Here is a 20,782-nt window from a genome sequence, read left to right on the forward strand (position 1 = left end):
CCTTCATGCGCCCAGCGTACGTGTCAACAAGCGCCGACCCACTCGCTCGCACCGTCGGTGAAGTGCTGGTGTTTCCAAATCGGGACCTCCGCCTTGAGGTCGTCGATCAACTGGCGGCACGCGGCGAAGGCTACATCGCGGTGCGCGGCGGCCACGGCGACGATCACGGCGGCGTCGCCGATCTCCAGCGCGCCGGTGCGGTGGACCGCGGCGAGGGCGATCACGGCGGGGTTCTCGCACACCCGCTCGGCGACCTTGCGGAGGTGCTGGAGGGCGTCCGGGTGGGCCTCGTAGCTCAGTTCGTCGACCGGGCGGTCGTGGTCATGGTTGCGCACGGTGCCGATGAACAGCGCGGTACCACCGGCCGCCGGGTCGCTGATCGCGGCCAGCACCTCGTCGCTGGACAGCGCGGAATCGCGAATGTCCAGCAGCCTGATCGCCTCAGTCATGCCCATCCCTCGCTTTACCCCGGACTATCCCATTACCGAATACCCCACCACACCACACAAGGTGAAAGTCTCCCTAGTCTCCCCGCTCGCTCGTCACCCACCGCACCCACCCCGCTCCACCCGAACCTGACGCCCCGCACACGCCCGGGTCGTCAGTCACCAGAAACCTCCTCAACATTCAGTCGCCAGGCGCTGAGTCAGTTGGGCAGTCAGGGTCGAGTTAGGGGATTGCCGGGGATGTCACAGGGGGTTCAGGGGTTCGCTGGGGGCGGAATGGGGGCCTGGAACCAGTACGTTGGAGTTGTACGCCCCACCGCACAGGAAGGCCCCCTCCGATGAGCGACGAACCGGACAACCCGTTCAAGGGAACTCCGTTCGAGGCCATGTTCCAGCAGTTCTCCAGTGCGGCCGGCGCGGGCGGCGCCCCCGACCTGAACGCGATCTTCGCGCAGGTTCAGCAGCTGCTCAGCGGTTCGACCGACGGTAAGCCGGTGAACTGGGACCTCGCCAAGGACATCGCCCGCAAGACCGTCTCCGCCGCCGGGGACCGGTCCATCACGCCGACCGACACCGACCGGGTCGCCGACGCGGTCCGGCTCGCGGAGCACTGGCTGGACCCGGTCACGACGTTGCCCGAAGCCTCCACTACTTCAGCGGCCTGGAGCCGGGCGGAATGGGTGGAGAACACCCTGCCGGTCTGGCAGACGGTCGTGGACCCGGTCGCCGAGCACGTGGCCGGAGCAATGGGCAGTGCGCTGCCCGCCGAGGCCCAGCAGCTCGCCGGACCGATGGCCGGGATGCTCCGCCAGCTCGGTGGATCGATCTTCGGTGCCCAGGTCGGTCAGGCGCTCGGTGAGCTCGCCGGTGAGGTCGTGAGCTCGTCCGACATCGGCCTGCCGCTCGGCCCGGACGGCCACGCAGTACTGATCCCCGACAACGTGGCGAAGTTCGCGGAGGGCCTGGGCCTGACCGACGAGGACGTCCGGCTGTACCTCGCGCTGCGCGAGTGCGCTCACCAGCGGCTGTTCGCAGGGGTGCCGTGGCTGCGGCAGCACCTGTTCGCCGCGGTGGGTGACTACGCGTCCGGCATCGAGGTCGACACCGGCAAGATCGAGCGCGCCATGGCCGACGTGGACATGCAGAACCCCGAGGCGATGCAGGCGGCGCTGGCCGAGGGCCTGTTCGAGCCGGAGGATTCCGAGCAGCAGAAGGCCGCGCTCGTCCGCCTGGAGACCGCGCTCGCGCTGGTCGAGGGCTGGGTCGACGACGTCGTCCGCGAGGCCACGAAGGACCGGATGCCGGCCGCCGTCCAGCTGGCCGAGACCGTACGCCGTCGCCGCGCCGCGGGTGGTCCCGCCGAGCAGACGTTCGCCACCCTCGTCGGACTCCAGCTGCGCCCCCGGCGACTCCGGGACGCGGCGAATCTCTGGGCCGCGGTACGGGACGCGCGGGGTGTCGAGGGGCGCGACGAGCTGTGGTCGCACCCGGACTTGTTGCCGAGCGCCACCGATCTGGACGACCCGATCGGGTTCGCCCAGCACTCCGGCGAGCTGGCCGACATCGACATCACAGACTTCCTGACCGACGAGACCGGCTCCCAGGGCGAGTCCCAGGGTGAGCCGGGCGGACAAGATGACGAGGGCAACGAAAAGGGCACCGACGACAAGTGACGCTGCATGCCGACGCCACTGCCACGCTGACCAACTGGAACCCACCGGACGCCGAACAGGCGGAACTCCGCGATCACTACCTCGGCTACCTCGCCACACATGAGGACGCGATGTGGCGCGGCAGCCGGCCGGAACATCTCACGGCGAGTGCTCTGCTCCTGGACTCCTCCGGGAGCAGAGCACTGCTGACCCTGCACAAGCTCGTCAACACGTGGCTGCAGCTGGGCGGGCACTGTGAGACGGGCGACACCACCCTGGCCGGCGCGGCGCTGCGGGAGGCGACCGAGGAGTCCGGGCTCACCGAACTGACGATCGAGGCGAGCCCGCTCCAGCTGTCCCGGCACAAGATCCTCGCCGGCGGCTGCAAGGACGCGTACCACCTCGACGTTCAGTTCCTGGTCACGGCCACGGCGGGAACGAAGTACGTGGTGAGCGAGGAGTCGCACGATCTGGCCTGGTTCCGGCTGGACGCGCTGCCGGACGACCTCGACGGGACCGTCCGGGCTCTGGTGAAGAGGGTGTACCGACCGGTCACTTGATGGCGAATTGTCGGTGCGAAGCCGTACGCTCGTCGTCATTGTCGGATCGCGACCCATCCGGTCGCCTGAGTGTGCCGAAGGATCTCCGTGAGCTTCGACATCGATCACTACGCCCAGACTTCGACCCGAATCCGCTGGGACGACCTCGACATGTCCTCGTTCGAGACCAACCCGCTGTCCGAGGACGCACTCCGGTGCCTCAGCTACATGAGTGACGTCGAGACCCACACGGTCTGCTACCTGCGCGACCTGCTCGTCACCCCCTCCCACGCCGACCCCGAGGTCACCGTCTTCCTGACGATGTGGAACCTCGAGGAGTACTGGCACGGCGAGGTGCTCGACGAGGTGCTCGAGCGGCACGGCGTTCCCACCGGACCCGAACACACCCGCGCGGTGCGCACCCGGCTCGGCTGGAAGGACCGGCTCGCGCCGATCCGGCAGTCGCTGCTGGCCAACATCATCGGCGAGGACTTCATCGCCACCCACATGGCGTGGGGTGCGATCAACGAGTGGTGCGCGCACTCGGCGTACACGCGGCTGATCGAGGCCGAGGGCCATCCCGTCCTGACGGAGATCCTGAAGCGGATCGCCAAGCAGGAGACCCGGCATGTCGCGTTCTACAACAGCCAGGCGCGCGATCGGCTCGAGCGGAGCCGGAAGGCGCAGAAGATCGCGCGGTTCGCGCTGGGCAAGGCCTGGGGGATCGTCGGGTCGACGATCATGCCGCCGCCGGAGGTGAAGCACATGCTCACGTATTTGTACGGCGGGGAGCAGGGGCTGGCCGAGGTGCGGAAGATCGACGCGAAGATCGACGCTCTGCCGGGGCAGCGGGGGCTGCATCTGGTGGAGAAGGAACTGGTGAAGTACGGCGTTATTGCTGCTTGATGGGTTGGTACTGCGGGAGTTCCCAGCTGACGCAAGGGGTCCGGGGCGTCGTCGCATCCCCTTGGCTGGGTGTCGGTAGTCGCCCCTGAACGGTACCGGCAGGCCAGTTGCGACGACGACCCGAGTGGTCCCCGTAATGCCCCGCTGCCTGTGAAACGAGCCGGGATCAAGAAGGTGACGGCTCAAGCACCTCGGAGTATGGATCGGGTGGCGTCCCAGCCCTCGAGGCCTGGATCCAGTCGCGCTATGTCAGCGGCTGAACGCAATCTGTGCCAGCCGGGGCCGATCGCGACCGCGTGGCGGCGGGGTTTTGCCGCCTCCAAAGAAGCCAGCGGGGTGTCGAAGGTGGGTGACGCGTCGACGACCCAAGGAGCGACGGGCAGGCTGACACCGATGGCAGCTAGGGAGCCGTCTTCGGCGGGACAGACGGCGATGTCGGCCGAGCTCAACGCGCGGAACAGCTTGCCGATCAGTAGGCCGGGCAGGTCGGGCACGTCGTGGCTGACGGCGACTACTGCCGCCGCCGGGCCTACCGCAGCGACGGCATCCAGCGCGGAGGACACGGAGTACACCGGGGTCCCGGGCCAGGTAAGAGCGGCAACCTCGGCCAGGGCTGCCTCGTCGCCGTCGACGACCGCCACTGCGACGTCGACGCGATCCAGCGATGCCAGTACTTCGTAGGTGTCCTCTGCCAGCGCCAACCGCCAGGCCGACGGCTCGCGGCCGGGCGGTGCCCAGGTGCCGACGGCCGGAACCACCAGTACTACGACCCGCCGGTCCAGCTGATCATTCACCGGTCGGACACTCCCAGGGACTCGAGATTCGCGAACTCCAGCAGAGAGTAGCCCTCCCGCCCAGAGCTAGGAGAGCGGTTCCAGCTTCAAGGCAGTCATGATCGCCGAATGACCGACAAGGGCTCGGTCAGTCCCTGAGCGCCTGCAGCAGCCTGAGCGCGACCTGTACGTCGAGCGCGTGCTCGGGTTGCTGCCAGCCGTCGCCCAGCAACGCGGTGATCCGGTCCAGCCTCTGCTGCACCGTGTTCGGGTGAATGTGCATGGCCTTGGCCGCTCTCGTCGGACTCTGACCGGCCGCGAAGTACTCCTGGAGCGTGCCGATCAGGTCAGTGCCGCGCTGGGCGTCGTAGCTGACGACGGCACCGAGCACATGGTCCACATGAGCCCGGATATCAACCTCTGCAGCGCCGACGAGTCCCGCGACGCCCAGGTCGTCGGGAGCGGCCGACTGACCCGCGCGTCCCAGCCGCAGCATCGTGGTGACCAGCCGGGCAGCCTGCTGGTGGGCCTCGACCAGTGCCTTTCCCCAGCCGGCCGGGCCTGTCACTGCGATCGTCACCCGGGTCTGGCGGGCTACCTCGGCCAGTGCTCGGGCACCCGACGCAGCATCAGGCAGAGCCAGCAGCAGCACGAGGTCCCCGGCGTACGGCCCTGCCAACTGAAGCCGGTCCTTCACCGGAGCCGACAACCGAGCCAGTACTCCGCTGTGGTCGCCGCGGCAGACGGCGACCAGCAGTTGGCCGGGTAGTTCCTTCTGCCGCTTGAGCAGGCGGACTCGATCAGCCAGGGCTCTGGGGTCCGAGTTCCCGCTCAGCGCGTCGGCGAGGATGTCGGCCTGCGCTCGCTGGGACTGCTCGGCTGCCTGGCGGCGGAACAGCAGTACCAATGCCGTGACCACTGCGGCGCGTTCCACGATGCGCTGGTCTGCGCCGGACAGATCATCGGCGCCACCGATCACGAGTGCGCCGAGCCGCTCACCGTTGGCCGTGGCGGCGACCACCCAGCAGTCACCCTCACGAACAAGCCGCCCGGATGCCGAGGACGATCCGGCCGCCTGGGCGACCTGGCTGCGGTCGACCTTCCCGGCCGCGGCGAGCTCGTTGCCAAGGGCATCGACCAGGATGACCCAGACCTCGAGCAGCTCGGCGAGAGCCGCGGCGATGGCGTCCACATCTCCACCGGACAAGACGATCTCGGCGAACCGGTCGTGCGCCGCGGCCGCATGCTCCACTCCGGCATGAGCCGCCGACAGCTGATCTAGCGCCGCCGCTGTCTCCGCCGCCGCTCGCACCTGCACGATCGTGACCGCGGCCAGCGCCGCCAGCGACCCGAGCAGCGACACCTCCTCACGGCTGAACGGCCTGCGGGTCCGGTTGGAGGCGAACAACACCCCGACGAACGCGCCGTCCACGATCAACGGCGTACCGCAGATAGCGACCAGGCCCTCCTCCCCGACCGCGCTGTCGATCGGGGAGGTGTGCCGGAACCGTCGGTCGCCGGGATAGTCCGCGGTCCAGTAGGGCTTGTGCGTCTCGGCGACCAGTCCCCCGAGCCCCGCGCCGAGCGGCAGGCGCAACTGCTGGAAAGCGGCCGAGACGGACCCGTCGGTGGCCCGCATGAACGTGTCACCGCGCGCCGCGTCGTACATGGTCAGGTAGGCGACGTCGGTGCCGATCAGGGTGCGGGCGCGGTGCACGATCGTGTCGAGCACGCCGCCGGGATCGCGGGCGGAGGCGAGTTCACGAGCCACGTCGACAAGGGCGGACAACTCCGCCTCGCGCTTCTTGCTGGCGTCCATGCCGGCCCGGATCCGCAGCGCGAGATCCCGGGCGGCCTGGTCGGACCCGGCCGCCCGGGCCAGCTCGCTGCCCGGCGCATCCTCCGCGAGCAGCCGCAGTAACTCCTCCATCAACTCCACCTCCCTTGCTCGGTCAAAGCGTTGCGTCCGAAGAACCTTGGTCTATAGCCCAAGGTTCTTCGGACGCAAGTGGGGAGCGCAGAGGTCAGAGGGCGGCGAGGTCGCGCTGGCGGGTCTCGCCGTAGCTGGTGACGGCGATGATCGAGATCAGCGAGCAGACCGCGACGTAGATCGAGATGGCGTAGCCGGAGTCGTAGGCCTTCAGCAGCGCAACCGCGATGAACGGAGCCAGGCCGCCGGCGATGATCGATGCCAACTGGTAGCCGACCGAGACACCCGAGTACCGCACCCTGGTGCCGAACAACTCGGTGAAGAAGGATGCCTGCGGCCCATACATCGCGCCGTGCAGGATCAGTCCGACGGTGACGGCGAACGCGGCCAGCGCGAAGTTCTTCGTGTCCACCAGCGCGATGAAGACGAAGGCCCAGATGCCGACCCCGATCGCGCCCAGCAGGTAGACCGGCTTGCGGCCGACCCGGTCGGACAACGCGCCCCACAGGGGGATCGCGCAGAAGTGGATGGCCGCGCCGATCAGTACCGCGTTCAGCGCGAACGACTTGTCCAGCTTGAGGTGTTCCTTGGCGTAGGTGGCGATCACGATGGTGAAGATGTAGTAGCTGACGTTCTCCGCCATCCGCGCGCCCATCGCCGTCAGCACCTCACGCGGGTACTTCGTGATCACCTCGACAAAGGGCAGCTTGTCCGTCGGCTCCTGCTTGGCCCGGGCCTGGCGGAACAGCGGCGACTCCTCGATCCGCAGCCGCACCCAGAGCCCGACGAGCACCAGGACCGCCGACAGCAGGAACGGGATCCGCCAGCCCCAGCTGTTGAAGTCCTCGTCGCTCTGGAAGGCGGCCAGGCCGGCCAGTACGCCGTTTGCGATCAGCTGGCCCGCGGGAGCACCCGCCTGCGGCCAGGACGACCAGAACCCGCGCCGGGCGGGATCACCATGCTCCGACACGATCAGTACTGCGCCACCCCACTCGCCGCCGAGCGCGAAGCCCTGGATGAGCCGCAACACCGTCAGCAGGACCGGGGCGAGCGCACCGACCTGCGCGTAGGTCGGCAGCAACCCGATGGCGAAGGTGGCCAGGCCCATCATCAGCAGGGACAGCACCAGCAGGTTCTTGCGGCCCAGCCGGTCCCCGAAGTGGCCGAACACCACCCCGCCGATCGGCCGGGCGAAGAACCCGACCGCGAAGGTGGCGAAGCTGAGCAGGGTGCCGGTGAGCTCCTCCCCCTTCGGGAAGAAGAGCTCCCCGAACACGACGGACGCGGCGACGCCGTACAGGAAGAAGTCGTACCACTCGACGGTGGTGCCGATCAGGCTGGCCCCGACCACCCTCGCGATCGGGGTCCTGGTCGTGGTCGGCTCTGTTGATGTTGCCATGGGCGGGCTCCTTCTAGGGGACTTAGCGGGCGGTCCAGCCGCCGTCGAGGACGAGTGAGCTCCCCGTGAGCGAGGCCGAGGCGGGGCCGCAGAGTAGCGCGACCAGTTCGGCCACCTCGGCCGGCTCGATCAGCCGCTTCACCGCGACCAGTTCGAGCAGCACCTTGTCCAGCACTTCCGCCTCGGTCAGGCCATGGGTGGCCGCCTGGTCGGCGAGCTGGGCGGTGACGAGCGGGGTCCGGACGTACGCCGGGTTCACGCAGTTGCTGGTGACTCCGTGCGCCGCACCCTCGAGTGCGACCACCTTGCTGAGCCCTTCCAGCCCGTGCTTGGCCGCGACGTACGCCGCCTTGAACGGGCTGGCTCGCAGGCCGTGCACCGAGGAGATGTTGACCACCCGGCCCCAACCGCGGCCGTACATGTACGGCAGGGTCTGCCGGGTCAACCGGAACGGCGACTCCAGCATCAGCCGGAGGATGTAGCCGAACCGCTCCGGCGGGAACTGCTCGATCGGCGCCACCTGCTGCACGCCGGCGTTGTTCACCAGGATGTCGACATCGGACGGCAGGGCGGTGAGCCCGTCCAGGTCGCCGAGGTCGGCGACGACCGGTTCGACATTCTCCAGGCCGGCCAGCACCCGCAGGCCGTCGGCGTCGTAGTCGACCGCGACCCCATGGACGCCGTCGGCGGCGAGCCTCCGGGTGCAGGCCTCGCCGATTCCCGATGCGGCGCCGGTGACGAGGGCGCGACGTGGTGTGGTCATGGCGGAGACCTTAGAAAACGTCCAACCCCACAAACCATGGGCTGGCGGCATATACACATGCCGCCCGCTCTGTGGTCTCAGCTCAGGTCACCGCACCAGCGGCACTCGGCGTGAGTCACCGACGCCATCCACGATCTGCCGGCACCTTCACCGGACTGACACAGAGGCGACGCCTATCAAACCTGCCGGTGCTGATAGGAAGATTTACAGTTGAGCCATGGTCGACATCGAACAGCCGAAGAAGAAGGCCGCCGGCGTCCCCGCCGTGCTCTCGTCGTTCAAGTTCGGTTTCCGCGAGATGGGACCGGCCCGGACCGGCAAGGTCTTCCTCAAGATGAACCAGGACGGGGGCTTCGACTGCCCGTCCTGCGCCTGGCCCGATCCGGACAGCAAACGCAAGCACGCCGCGGAGTTCTGCGAGAGCGGCGCAAAGGCCGTCGCCTGGGAGGCGACCCGCAAGCGGGTCTCGCGGGAGTTCTTCGCCGGGCACTCGATCGACGAGCTGAACGAGATCTCCGAGTTCGAGCTCGGCAAGCTCGGCCGGATCACCGAGCCGATGCTGCTCCGGGCCGGCAGCGACCACTACGAGCCGGTCGGCTGGGAAGAGGCGTTCCAGGTCGTCGCGCGTCACCTGAAGGCCCTCGTCGATCCGAACGACGCGGTGTTCTACACCTCCGGCCGGACCAGCAACGAGGCCGCCTTCCTCTACCAGCTCTTCGTCCGCGCCTACGGCACGAACAACCTGCCCGACTGCTCGAACATGTGCCACGAGTCCTCCGGTACCGCGCTGTCGCGGGTGATCGGCAGCGGCAAGGGCGCGGTGACGCTGGAGATGCTCGAGGAGGCCGAGCTGATCGTCGTGGTCGGCCAGAACCCGGGCACCAACGCGCCCCGGATGCTCAGCCACCTGGAGATCGCGAAGAAGCACGGCGCGGACATCGTCTCGGTGAACCCGCTGCCCGAGCCCGGCCTGATGAACTTCAAGAACCCGCAGCGCCCGTCCGGCTGGGTCGGCAAGGGCACCGCGCTGGCCGACCAGCACCTGCAGATCCGGATCGGCGGCGACCAGGCGCTCTTCCTTGCCGTCGGCCACTTGTTGCTCGAGGCCGAGGCGGCCGCGCCCGGCACCGTGCTGGACAAGAGGTTCATCGAGCAGCACACCAGCGGGTACGAGCTCTACTCCAAGCACAACGCCGAGCTGGACTGGCCGGCCGTCGAGCAGGCGACCGGGCTGACCCGCGCCGAGATCGAGGAGTTCACCCAGCGGTTCATCAAGTCGAAGGCGACGGTGATCTGCTGGGCGATGGGGCTGACGCAACACCGCGAGGCTGTTGCGACCATCACCGAGATCGTGAACGTTCTGCTGCTGCAGGGAAACATCGGCAGGCCCGGCGCCGGACCGTGCCCGGTGCGCGGCCACTCGAACGTGCAGGGCGACCGCAGCATGGGCATCTGGGAGAAGATGCCGGACGCGTTCCTGGACAAGCTGGAGGCGGAGTTCTCCTTCACCTCGCCTCGCGAACACGGCATCGACGCGGCCGAGACGGTGCAACGACTGCAGCGCGGTGAGGTCCGGGTGTTCTTCGCGATGGGCGGCAACTTCGCGATGGCGACGCCGGACACCGCCGTTGTGCACAAGGGTTTGCGGGAGTGCGACCTGACCGTGCACGTCTCGACCAAGCTGAACCGCTCCCACACGGTGACCGGGCGGGAGGCGCTGATCCTGCCGACCCTGGGTCGCACGGACCACGACCAGACCGCCAACGGCCCGCAGTCGGTGACGGTCGAGGACTCCCAGGGCGCGGTGCACCTGTCGACCGGGAACTTGATGCCCCCGGCACCGGAGCTCAAGTCGGAGATCGGCATCGTCTGCGGCCTGGCGGCGCTGGTGGTGCCCGGGGTCGGCGAGATCCCCTGGACCGACTTCGCCGACGACTACAGCCTGATCCGGCATCGAATCGGGCGGGTCGCCGACGGGTACGAGGACATGGAGAACCGCCTGCGGGTCAAGGGCGGCTTCCTGCTCGCGCATGCCGCGCGGGACAAGCGCGAGTTCAAGACCTCCGACGCGAAGGCGCAGTTCAGCGCGAACGACCTGTCCTGGCTGCCGACTTCCGCCGGTCGACTGCTGCTGCAGACGATGCGGAGCCACGACCAGTTCAACACCACGATCTACGGTTTGGAGGACCGGTACCGCGGGGTGCACGGCACGCGCGAGGTCGTCTTCGTCAACCCGGACGACCTGGCCGAGCTCGGGCTGAAGGACGGGCAGTACGTCGACATCGTCAGCGAGTTCGCCGGGGTGGAGCGACGGGCCTCGAAGTACCGGCTCGTCTCCTATCCGACTGCGCGGGGCTGCGTCGCGGCGTACTACCCGGAGACCAATGTCCTGATGGCTGCCGACGACGTCGCCAAGGGCAGCAACACCCCGGTGGCCAAGGGGTTGACGGTCCGCCTGGAGCCCGTCAGCTGAGCTGGCGGCGGATGGTGGGCTGGAGAGCAGCCAGTACTACGGCCGCCAGCGCGGCGGTCGTCCACAGACCTGCCGCGCCGGTGGTGTCGAGGAGCTGGGTGACGGTCAACGGCGCCACCGTGGATGCGATGCCCCAGCTGATTCCGAAGACGGCCAGGTAGCGGCCGCGCGCGTGGTCCGGGGCGATCGCCGAGACGATCGTGTAGTAGCGACCGAGGAGGAGCAGGTCGCCGAGGCTCCAGATGACCGTGGCTGCGAGGAAAGCGGGCAGGTTGTCGGCGTGGCCATTGGCGAACAGGCCGATCGCCAGCAGGACGTAGCCGATCGTCATACAGGTGAAGTCGTCGAGGGTGCGAAGTCTGTTCGTGTGCAGGAGTCTTTGGCCGGCGATGAGGGTCAGGGCCGAGACTGTCAGCAGAATGCCGATGCTCGACGTCGGCAGGTTGCGCTCGATGAGGGTGAGCGGCAAGCCGAGGATGAGTTGCATGTACATGGCAGCGAAGACTGTCCCGCTGAGCAGCAGGATGAGTAGTCGCCGGTCGCGCCAGGCTGCCGTACGCGTTGTCGGGTCGTCGTTGCCCGCGGCCCTTGTGTCACCGGGGAGGGCGCAGCCGATGAGAATTGCGCAGGCCAGGCAGGTGATGGCGTCGATGGCGAAGAGCCAGCGCAGGTTCCAGTGGCTGAGTGCGGCGGCCAGGAGACCGGCGACTACCGCGGCGGCGGCCATTGCCGAGCCGAGCAAGCCGTAGGCGGCTGGACGGTCGGCGGGCTCGGTGACGTCGGCGATCGTCGCCTGGCTGGGTGGCTCGTAGATCTCGAAGACCAGACCTAACAGGGTGACCGCGAGGACTGCAGACCACAGGCTGCTCGACAGCGCGATCCAGGTCTGGGCGAGGGCGCAGCCGGTCAGGCCGAGGACGATCGTGCTTCTGCGTCCCAGCTGGTCGGCGAGGTGACCGCCGAAGATCCGGGATGGGATCGTGGCGAGGCCGAAGACCGTGAGGATCAGGCCGGTCTGGGCGAGGGTCGCGCCGAGTTCGACGGTCAGGACCACGCCGAGGAAGGGCAGGGTGAAGGCGCCGAGCCGGTTGACGGCACGCGCCGCCACCAGGATCCAGACCGTCGGTGGCAGACCTCGCCAGGGAGACGTCCGGGACTCCGGCGCGATCGTCATGCGTCTCCACTTCGCTCGCCGTGACTATCGAAAGCGGTATGGTCAGTCACGTTTGGAGTGACACTACGGAGAGATGGAGTGACTAGTCAAGTGACGTTTGATAGTCATGTCCTCAGCGTGCTGACGACGTCGGTGGCGCTGGTGAACCGGCTGACCGGGGGCTACTTCGGTGGTGCTCCGCTGGAGGCACCTCAAGGTGCCTTGCAGGTTGAGGCGACCGCTGAGGCGTTGAGTGCTGATGGTCGGCCGCGCCCGGAGGTGCAGCCGTCTGACGCCGAGCACCTGGCCGCGGTGGCGGCGCGGATGAGGGTGGTATTCGAGGCTGCGCACGCCGGTGAGGTCGACCGAGCCGCGACCGAGGTCAACGCTCTGCTCCTAGACACGCATGCGCGGCCGCAATTGGACGGCAGCGGCGACAAAGGTTGGAGTCTGCACTTCCATGCGGCCGACGACACCCTGGCTCACGGGTGGGCCGCTGGATGCGCCGCCGGTCTGGCTCTCGCGCTCGGCAGCGACCTAGCTGGCCGCCTCGGAGTCTGCGCCGCCCCCCAGTGCGACCGCGTCTTCGTAGACACCTCCCGCAACACCAAACGCCGCTTCTGCTCCCCCCAATGCCAGAGCCGGGTCAAAGCCGCCGCCCACCGAGCCCGCCAACACCCAACCACCTGACCAACCAGCAGCGCCCCGCCCAGGGATTCCCCGGGCGGGGCGCTGCGTGGTACGGGATCAGCCGACGGGGGTGAGCTCGCGCTCGTCCTCGGGGGCTGCGGTCGGAGCGGCGTGCTTCGGGGTCTTGCCGCGGAGCCACTTCGGGGCCCACCAGTTGGCGTCGCCGAGCAGGGTCATCGCGCTGGGCAGGACGACCGCCCGGATGATCGTGGCGTCGATCAGGATCGCCACCGCCAGGCCGACACCCAACTGCTTCATGTCCAGCGTGCTCAGGGTGGCGAACACCGCGAACACCCCGATCATCACGGCGGCCGCACTAGTCACCACACCGGCCGAACCAGTGATGCCCTCGGCCACGGCCTGCTTGGTCGGCACCCCCCGCAGTACGGCTTCGCGGATCCGGCTGACCACGAACACGTGGTAGTCCATCGACAGCCCGAACAGCACCACGAAGAGGAAGAGCGGCAACCAGGAGACGACCGCACCGTTCGACCGGAAGTCGAGCAGCCCTTCGGCCCAGGTGTTCTGGAACACCGCCGTCACCACTCCGTACGCCGCGCCGGCGCTGAGCAGGTTCAGCCCGATCGCGGTGACCGCGACGACCACGGACCGGAAGGTCACCATCATCACGATCATCGTCAGCAGCAGGACGAATCCGATCACCAGCGGCAACTTCGCCCGGGTGTGGGCGGCGTAGTCCACGTCGGCCGCGACGAACCCGCCGACGGCGTACTCCACGCCCGGCACCTTGCCGACTGTCTGCGGCATCAGTTCGTTGCGCAGTTTGGTCAGGGAGTCGCGGGCCTGCTGGCTGCCACCCTCGAACGGCGTGGCGACCTCGAGCACGGTTACCCTGCCGTCCTTGGAGACCTTCGGCTCCTCCAAACCATCCTGTGCGAACAGATTGTCGGACTGCGTCCGCTTGACCAGGTCCGCCAGCGCGGCCTGAACCGCGGCCTGCTGATCAGCCGGAGCCCGTACTGCGATCTCGTGACTGGTGCCGGTGCTCGGGAAGGCCGCCGTCAACCGGTCGTACGCCTTCATCACCGCGGTGTCGCGCGGCAGGTCCTCGGTCCCGGGGAACTTCAGCGTCATGCCCAGTGCGGGCGATGCCACCGCAAGCAATGCGGTCACGGAGACCAACAGCGTGGCGACCGGGTGCTTCAGCGCGGGCTTCAGCATGGCCGGCCAGAAGCGCGGCTTCGACTTGTTCGCGGTCAGCCGCCACAGCAGCGGGATCCGCGGGCGGTCCACCCAGCGGCCGAGCTTGGCCAGCAGCGCCGGCAGTACGGTCAGCGAGCCCACGACGGCCACTGCGACGACCAGGATCGAGCCGACCGCGAAGGACGAGAAGACCGCGTCCCGGGCCAGGAACAGCCCTGCCATCGAGATGATCACCGCGATACCGGAGACCACGACCGCGTGGCCTGAGGTGGCCGCGGCGATCTCGACCGCGTCGACATGACCGCGACCCTTCGCCCGTTCCTCACGTTCACGGCGGAGGTAGAAGAGCGAGTAGTCGACGCCGACCGCCATACCGATCAGCAGGATCACGCTGTTCACCGCGTCGACCGCGGGGATCAGTTGCGATGCGGCGGCCGAGAGCCCGATCGCGGCGGCGACGGCCGACAGCGCGAGCACCAACGGCACCGCCGCGGCGATCAGAGCGCCGAAGGCGATCAAGAGGATCGCCAGGGTCACCGGCAGGCTGAACATCTCGGCCCGCTGGAAGTCCTTGCCCAGGGTCTCGTTCAGCGCCTTCTCGATCGACTGCTCGCCGACCTCCTCGATCCGCAGGCCCGGGTAGTCCTGCTGGACCTTCGCGGTCGTGTCGAGCAGCGGCTGGACCCGCTCGCGGCCGCCGTCCTTCATCGTGACCCTGACGATCAGTGCGTCCTTCTTCGGCGACAGGATGGGCTTGGCGACCTCCGCGACCCCACCGAGGGCGCGCATCCGCTCAGTCACCACACCGGCGACCTTGTTGGCCTCCGCCTGGTCGAGAGCCCCCGAGTGCGGCGTGATCAGCACGCTCTCGATGTCGGGGTCCTCGAAGTTTCCGGACTTGACGATGTTGTCGGCCCGGGTCACCTCGCCGATGTCACCCTCGTTGGTGGACTCCTTCGTGCCCGTCACCGAGCCGAGCGCGAAGCATGCGACGACGACCGCCACCCACATCGCGATCGCCCGCCACGGGTGGGTGGCGCTCCAACGTGCCATCCGCACCGTGAGTTGTCCCCTGGCCATGACTCCTACCCCTCTGCGCCGCCTCTGGCGCACCCTCCCAGCCCGGCCCGACGCCGTTGGCTGGCTACGGGTAACAGCCTTCGGGAAAAGCCCCGTCCGCCACCATGCAGGAAGCCACCGAGTTCACCCTGGTGCCAGCCCCACCCCACCCTGGGGATTGCCACAGGTTCCCCCTGCGGTCTCCCACACCCCACGCCTTTCCCGTACTCCGTACGACGTACTGAGCGTGGTCGTCCGTGTTCGCTGAGGTGGGGTGAGCGCAGCAGCTCCCCTCGCGCCCGGCTCAGTGGCCGCCGAGTCGATCCTGAGATCCGGCTGAGGGCGACTCCGGGAAACTCTCAGGGTGAGCGACTCAGAAGTCTTCGAGGTCGAGGGAGGCGGCGGCGGAGACGCCCTCCAGATAGCCCTCGGCGCGCTCGGATCTGGGGTAGCGGTGGACCAGTTTCCAGAACGCTGCGTTGTGGGACGGTTCCACCAGGTGAGCGAGTTCGTGGACCAGGACGTAGTCCACCACCCAGGCCGGCATCGACTGCAGACGGGTGCTCAGGCGGATCGATCGGTCCGCCGGAGTGCAGGATCCCCACCGTCGATTCTGGTTCGAAACCCACCTGACCGACGCAGGTTCGGGCACTTCAGGCAGGTGACGACACGCGAGATCGTGTGCTCTGGCCAACAATTTTTCGTCCGACACGCGGGATTTGCTGCGCTGCTTCTCGAGCCGCTGGAGCATGGTTTCGACCCACCGCGCTTCCTCCGCGGCGGACAGCCGGTCCGGCATCAGCACGACGACGCGCTCGCCGTCGCGGTAGGCGCTGACGGTCCGCTTGCGCCGCTTGCTGCGGCGGATATCCACGTACGACGGGATCGGGCGCGGTGGAGAGTCGGCCATGGGTCAGACCGTACCCCCGAAATCCCCCAACTTTCTTCTGTCCACATCCTGTGAATAGGCGTTTTCCCAGGTCAGAGGCCAGTTCTTGCGGTCGTGCTCACGGGTTGTTCACATCCTGTTCCCCCGCTCGTCCACAGCATCGCCCGGCGCGCCCCACAGCTTGCGCACAGGTTTATCCACAGGGGTGGACAACCTGGTCTTGTCAGCGGGCCGGGCTGCTCCTAGCGTCGTCAGCAGCAGGCTCCCGGACCGCCTCCGGGGCCGTTCGGAGGGGAAGCCGAGCGGTTCCGAAGGCGGATCTCCGGGAGCCTGTTCCGTGTCGCCGGGAAGTCCGGAAAGGGGTTTCCAGGCGGCGCGCTGACCGGGAGCCGCGCTTGAGCGGCTCCCAGCCTGCCGTAGGGTGAATCCCGACTGGGCCGAACGGCCTACGGCAGGACGGTCTGCCGTTAGCATCCACGACGGCCGGGGTTATACGCCTCGGCTGGTATTCAAAGCAAGGAGAGGGCCCTCATGGCAGAGACCTGGAGCGGCGAGTTCTACTGCGTCAAGTGCAAGGCCAAGCGCACCGCCGACGGCGAGGTCAAGGTCAACGACAAGGGCACGCGCATGGCCAAGGCCAAGTGCCCCGAGTGCGGTACGAACCTGAACCGGATCCTCGGCAAGGCCTGACGCACCAAGTCGTAGGGGCGGCGGTGCGACCCACCCGGGTCCACCGCCGCCCCTCCGTCGTTTCGTAACCCGACGCGCGGGTGCCCCTGCGAGGCTCCGGCTTGGGTGACCCGACAGAATGGGAAACGTGTCCGACCTCCCCCGCAAGGCGCTCAGCCGCACCGCGAAACTTGCGAGCCTGCCACTAGGTGCCGCCGGGCGTGCGACCGTCGGACTGGGCAAGCGGATCGGCGGTGCTCCGGCCGAGACCGTGATGGCCGAGTTCCAGCGCCGGACCGCCGACCAGCTCTTCTCCGTCCTGGGTGAGCTCAAGGGCGGCGCGATGAAGTTCGGCCAGATGCTGAGCCTGATGGAATCGGCGATGCCCGAGGAGATCGCAGCGCCGTACCGGGCGACGCTGACCAAGCTGCAGGACTCCGCGCCGCCGATGCCGGCCTCGACCGTGGACACGATCCTGTCGCGGGAGCTCGGCAAGCGCTGGCGGGACCGGTTCGAGGAGTTCGACGACCTGCCCGCCGCGGCCGCGTCGATCGGCCAGGTGCATCGCGGCATCCTGAAGGACGGCCGCGAGGTCGCGGTGAAACTGCAGTACCCGGGCGCCGCTGAGGCGTTGCGGTCCGACCTCAAACAGCTCGGGCGCTTCGCCCGGACCTTCGGGGCGCTCGTTCCCGGCGTGGACATGAAGCCGCTGGTCGCGGAGCTGCAGGAGCGCATCGGCGAGGAGCTCGACTACGACCGCGAGGCACAGGCGCAGCAGCAGTACGCCGACGCCTTCAAGGGCCACCCCGAGTTCGTCGTCCCCCGGGTGATCAAGCACTCCCCGTCGGTCATCGTGTCCGAGTGGATCGAGGGCAAGCCGCTGTCCGGTGTGATCACCAGCGGCACCAAGACCGAGCGGGACGAGATCGGGCTGAAGTACGTCCGGTTCATGTTCAGCGGGCCCAGGCTCGCCGGGCTGCTGCACTCCGACCCGCATCCCGGCAACTTCCGGGTGATGCCGGACGGCCGCCTCGGCGTGGTCGACTTCGGCCTGTGCGCCCGGCTGCCCGACGGCCTGCCGCCCGCGATCGGCCGGCTGCTGCGGATCTCGCTCGACGGTGACGGGGTGGCGGTGCGCGACGGTCTCCGGGCCGAGGGCTTCATCAAGCCGCGGATGGACATCGACCCGGACCAGTTGATCGACTACTTGGCGCCATTCGCGGAACCCGCGCGGGTGGAGACGTTCCAGTTCAGCCGGGCCTGGATGCGCGAGCAGGCGAACCGGACCGGCGACTTCCGGTCCCCGAACGCGTCGCTGGCGCTCAAGATCAATCTGCCGCCGTCGTACCTGCTCATCCACCGCGTGTGGATCGGCGGCATCGCCGTGCTCTCGCAACTGGAGGCCGAGGCCCCTTTCCGCGCGACCCTCGAGGAGTTCCTCCCCGGCTTCGCCAAGGAGGACTGACCTCAGCCGCTGGGGCTCACCACCAGGCGCTGTCGAGCTTGCTTTCGATGCTGCGGACGTTCTCGCGGGCACAGCGGTCGCAGTACACGAGTCGCCGGCCGTTCTCCATCGACGTCACCCAGGTGAGCGGCAGGTCCTCGCTCTCGGCTTGCTGACCGCACAGTGCACAGGTCGGATTCACCATGGCACCAGTCTGCTGCACCTGGCATCGGTGCCACCTCCGGGGTCGCCTACTGCCCGGCGGCGTTCACCTCGGCATCCTTCGCGTCCGCAGCGTCAGGTTGACCGCCGAGGACCGGCAGGGGCCGCAGTACGACGGCCAGCAGCACGGCCATGCCGGTGATCACCACAGCGGCGATGGCGGCCGCCACGTGCAACCCACTCGTGAAGGCATCCCGCGCCTGATCCAGTACTGCGGACGGCAGCCGGCCGGCAACCGCGGCGGCCAGCGAGTCCCCCGCCTCAGCCGGAGCACCGTGGCGGTAGACCGCTGTCACGACGCTTCCGAGTAGTGCGATGCCCAGGGCGTAGCCGAACTCGTTGCCGGTCTGAGCAAGGGCGGCCGCCGAGCCGGCCTTCTCCGGCGGCGCAGACCCGATCACCAGGTTGGTCCCCAGTACTACGAGCGGCGCGACCCCCAGGCACTCCACCGCAAAGGCGATCGCGAGGGTTGTCGCGCTGTCGGCCATGGCCGTCACCACCAGGCCGGCCACGGTGAACAGCAGCGCGCCGGAGATCAGCCGGCCCGGGCGGATCCAGCGAGCCAGCAGCGGCGCCACCTGGAAGCTGATGGTCGACGTGACCATGCCGGGCACGAGCGCGAGTCCGGCCTCCAGTGGCGACAGACCCTCGACCAGCTGGAAGTACTGGGCGATGAACACCATCACCCCGCCGGAGAGCAGCGAGTACGTCATCATGCTGCCGAGCGTCACGGTGAAGGTCCGCTTGCGGAACAGCGACAGGTCCAGCAGCGGATCAGCGAGAGCCCGCTGCCGCCTCAGGAAGAACCAGCCGACTACGAGCCCGAAGACGACCAGGCAAGCCGGTACTGCGGACCACCCGGAGGCGGCGAACTGCTTGAGCCCCTGGATCAGCGGCAGGATTGCCCCCAGCGATAGCGCGATGCTCGGCAGATCGATCCGCCCGGCCGCGGGGTCGCGGTACTCGGGGAGCAGGATCGGCCCCACGACCAGCAACAGCACCATCGCCGGGACGCCGATCAGGAACACCGAGCCCCACCAGAAGTGGTCCAGCAGGACGCCGCCGACAACCGGGCCGATCACGGCGCCTACGGTGAAGCAGCCGCCCCAGACGCCGATCGCCGAGGCTTGCTGGCGTGGGTCGCGGAAGAGGTTCATCGCCAGGGAGAGCGTGCACGGAGTGATCGCGGCTCCGGCGATGCCCAGCAGCGCGCGGGCGCCGATCAGCATGCCCGGGGTGGTCGAGTATGCGGCCAGGACGGAGGCCGCGCCGAACACCACGGCCGCGATGAGCAGCAGGCGACGCCGCCCGATCCGGTCTCCGAGCGACCCCATGGTGATCATGAAGCCGGCCACCATGAATCCGTAGACGTCCATGATCCACAGCTGCTGATTGCTGCTCGCGCCCAGTCCGGCAGCCACCGGTGGGAGTGCCAGCAGCATCACAAAGGTGTCCAGCGACACCAGCAGCGTCGGCAACGCCAGTACTGCGAGCCCGATCCACTCCCGGCGTCCTGCCGTCGGCCCGACGTTCATACCCGATTCCTTCCATCGATCTGCCTTGCCTGATACCCGTGCGTCGTACGGGCCGTCGGTGGATCGACAGGCGGTGTTTGATCGGATGCGTCGTAGGGTCCCGGGCATGCGTTGCCAGATTCACGGTGAGCGGGAAGTCTGGAGCAGTCCGTGGTTGAGCGTTCGCAATCTGGACGTCGAACAGCCGGACGGTGAGCGGGTCGACAACCACGCGGTCCGGTTGTCGGACGTGGAGACAGCTCTGGTCATAGACGCCGAGGCGCGGGCGATGCCGATATCCCGGCCACCCGGACGCTCACCTAGTGCCCGAAGCGGGACCTCGGACACCAAGCCGGAACCTCGGACACCGCAACAGCATTTCCCTGGTCCCCACAAGGTGTCCTAGGTCCCCGCAACCGCAACGTCCACCGGCTCCTCAGGCCCCATCCACCTGTCCCCGGTCCCCCACGACCGCGCGCCATCTGCTCCGGGCCCGCCGATCAGCCACCCGATGACGGGTTGTTCGGCCGCTGCCGCCTTGCAAACCGCCAGCCGTCGCAGAGCCCGCCAGCGCCCCCACCGTCTCGCGGCGATCGGCCACCCGATGACGGGTTGTTCGGCCGCTGCCGCCTTGCAAACCGCCAGCCGTCGCAGAGCCCGCCAGCGCCCCCACCGCCTCGCGGCGATCGGCCACCCGGTGACGGGTTGTTCGGCCGCTGCCGCCCTGCAAACCGCCAGCCGTCGCAGAGCCCGCCAGCGCCCCCACCGCCTCGCGGCGATCGGCCACCCGATGACGGGTTGTTCGGCCGCTGCCGCCTTGCAAACCGCCAGCCGTCGCAGAGCCCGCCAGCGCCCCACCGTCTCGCGGCGATCGGCCACCCGATGACGGGTTGTTCGGCCGCCGGCGCCTTGCAAACCGCCAGCCGTCGCAGAGCCCGCCAGCGCCCCACCGTCTCGCGGCGATCGGCCACCCGATGACGGGTTGTTCGGCCGCCGGCGCCTTGCAGAGCCTGTTGAGAAATGGGTGTGGCGGTGGTGTGGGTCACCGGGTGGGCGTTCGAGTATTGGGTATGGCGAATTCGTATCGGCCGGTTGAT

Annotated in this window: 17 protein-coding genes; 7 read left to right on the forward strand and 10 right to left on the reverse strand. The window is 68.5% G+C overall.

Translation table 11 applies throughout. The features are described 5' to 3' along the window. Positions 1-23: 23 nt before the first annotated feature. Positions 24-449, reverse strand: a complete 426-nt coding sequence (locus EV644_RS32830; protein WP_132193307.1) for a molybdenum cofactor biosynthesis protein MoaE — start codon at positions 447-449, stop codon at positions 24-26. Between the two features lie 335 nt (positions 450-784). Here EV644_RS32830 and EV644_RS32835 point away from each other — a divergent pair, with 335 nt between their 5' ends. The 3 genes from EV644_RS32835 (at position 785) to EV644_RS32845 (ending at position 3,543) form a co-directional block, all read left to right on the forward strand. Then, positions 785-2,119, forward strand: a complete 1,335-nt coding sequence (locus tag EV644_RS32835) for a zinc-dependent metalloprotease (protein WP_241999099.1) — start codon at positions 785-787, stop codon at positions 2,117-2,119. Beyond that, positions 2,116-2,658 (forward strand): NUDIX hydrolase, encoded by a 543-nt coding sequence (locus EV644_RS32840; RefSeq protein ID WP_132193309.1) that lies wholly within the window; start codon positions 2,116-2,118, stop codon positions 2,656-2,658. The genes EV644_RS32835 and EV644_RS32840 overlap by 4 nt, the downstream gene beginning before the upstream one ends. A gap of 87 nt (positions 2,659-2,745) precedes the next feature. Beyond that, the gene (locus tag EV644_RS32845; protein ID WP_132193311.1) at positions 2,746-3,543 is read left to right on the forward strand and encodes a ferritin-like domain-containing protein; all 798 of its coding nucleotides are present in this window, start codon (positions 2,746-2,748) and stop codon (positions 3,541-3,543) included. A 182-nt stretch (positions 3,544-3,725) separates the two neighbouring features. Here EV644_RS32845 and EV644_RS32850 read toward each other — a convergent pair whose 3' ends face one another. From EV644_RS32850 to EV644_RS32865, 4 genes are all read right to left on the reverse strand, one after another. Further along, the gene (locus EV644_RS32850; protein WP_199240123.1) at positions 3,726-4,337 is read right to left on the reverse strand and encodes a DUF2064 domain-containing protein; all 612 of its coding nucleotides are present in this window, start codon (positions 4,335-4,337) and stop codon (positions 3,726-3,728) included. Between the two features lie 127 nt (positions 4,338-4,464). Then, positions 4,465-6,246: a helix-turn-helix domain-containing protein gene (locus tag EV644_RS32855; protein WP_132193313.1), complete on the reverse strand. Its 1,782-nt coding sequence runs from the start codon at positions 6,244-6,246 to the stop codon at positions 4,465-4,467. Between the two features lie 94 nt (positions 6,247-6,340). Next, on the reverse strand, positions 6,341-7,645 hold the full coding sequence (locus tag EV644_RS32860; RefSeq protein WP_132193315.1) for an MFS transporter: 1,305 nt from the start codon (positions 7,643-7,645) through the stop codon (positions 6,341-6,343). Positions 7,646-7,667: 22 nt separating this feature from the next. Further along, positions 7,668-8,408, reverse strand: a complete 741-nt coding sequence (locus EV644_RS32865) for an SDR family NAD(P)-dependent oxidoreductase (protein WP_132193317.1) — start codon at positions 8,406-8,408, stop codon at positions 7,668-7,670. Between the two features lie 217 nt (positions 8,409-8,625). Here EV644_RS32865 and EV644_RS32870 point away from each other — a divergent pair, with 217 nt between their 5' ends. Next, a complete protein-coding gene (locus tag EV644_RS32870; RefSeq protein WP_132193319.1) occupies positions 8,626-10,881 on the forward strand; it encodes an FdhF/YdeP family oxidoreductase in 2,256 nt (751 codons plus the stop codon). Here the strand turns inward: EV644_RS32870 and EV644_RS32875 are convergent. Further along, on the reverse strand, positions 10,874-12,055 hold the full coding sequence (locus EV644_RS32875; RefSeq protein ID WP_132193321.1) for an MFS transporter: 1,182 nt from the start codon (positions 12,053-12,055) through the stop codon (positions 10,874-10,876). The two genes, EV644_RS32870 and EV644_RS32875, sit on opposite strands and share 8 nt — an antisense overlap. A gap of 90 nt (positions 12,056-12,145) precedes the next feature. On the opposite strand from EV644_RS32875, the gene EV644_RS32880 reads away from it, so the two are divergent. Beyond that, a complete protein-coding gene (locus EV644_RS32880; RefSeq protein ID WP_241999102.1) occupies positions 12,146-12,724 on the forward strand; it encodes a CGNR zinc finger domain-containing protein in 579 nt (192 codons plus the stop codon). A gap of 57 nt (positions 12,725-12,781) precedes the next feature. Here the strand turns inward: EV644_RS32880 and EV644_RS32885 are convergent, their stop codons facing one another. Both EV644_RS32885 and EV644_RS32890 read right to left on the reverse strand, forming a co-directional pair. Continuing rightward, positions 12,782-14,968: an MMPL family transporter gene (locus tag EV644_RS32885; RefSeq protein WP_132193325.1), complete on the reverse strand. Its 2,187-nt coding sequence runs from the start codon at positions 14,966-14,968 to the stop codon at positions 12,782-12,784. A 352-nt stretch (positions 14,969-15,320) separates the two neighbouring features. Next, the gene (locus EV644_RS32890; protein ID WP_132193327.1) at positions 15,321-15,857 is read right to left on the reverse strand and encodes a M48 family metallopeptidase; all 537 of its coding nucleotides are present in this window, start codon (positions 15,855-15,857) and stop codon (positions 15,321-15,323) included. A 510-nt stretch (positions 15,858-16,367) separates the two neighbouring features. On the opposite strand from EV644_RS32890, the gene EV644_RS45625 reads away from it, so the two are divergent. Next, positions 16,368-16,526 (forward strand): DUF5679 domain-containing protein, encoded by a 159-nt coding sequence (locus EV644_RS45625; RefSeq protein ID WP_012922897.1) that lies wholly within the window; start codon positions 16,368-16,370, stop codon positions 16,524-16,526. Between the two features lie 118 nt (positions 16,527-16,644). Continuing rightward, the gene (locus EV644_RS32895; protein WP_199240124.1) at positions 16,645-17,970 is read left to right on the forward strand and encodes an ABC1 kinase family protein; all 1,326 of its coding nucleotides are present in this window, start codon (positions 16,645-16,647) and stop codon (positions 17,968-17,970) included. Positions 17,971-17,986: 16 nt separating this feature from the next. On the opposite strand, the gene EV644_RS45630 is transcribed toward EV644_RS32895, so the two are convergent. Next, positions 17,987-18,154 carry a hypothetical protein gene (locus EV644_RS45630; RefSeq protein WP_199234576.1) on the reverse strand — a complete coding sequence of 56 codons (168 nt, stop codon included), beginning with the start codon at positions 18,152-18,154 and terminating at the stop codon, positions 17,987-17,989. Between the two features lie 46 nt (positions 18,155-18,200). Continuing rightward, positions 18,201-19,706, reverse strand: a complete 1,506-nt coding sequence (locus EV644_RS32900) for an MFS transporter (protein ID WP_132193331.1) — start codon at positions 19,704-19,706, stop codon at positions 18,201-18,203. Between the last annotated feature and the right edge of the window lie 1,076 nt (positions 19,707-20,782).

The organism is Kribbella orskensis (genome assembly GCF_004342085.1).
Lineage (GTDB): Bacteria > Actinomycetota > Actinomycetes > Propionibacteriales > Kribbellaceae > Kribbella > Kribbella orskensis.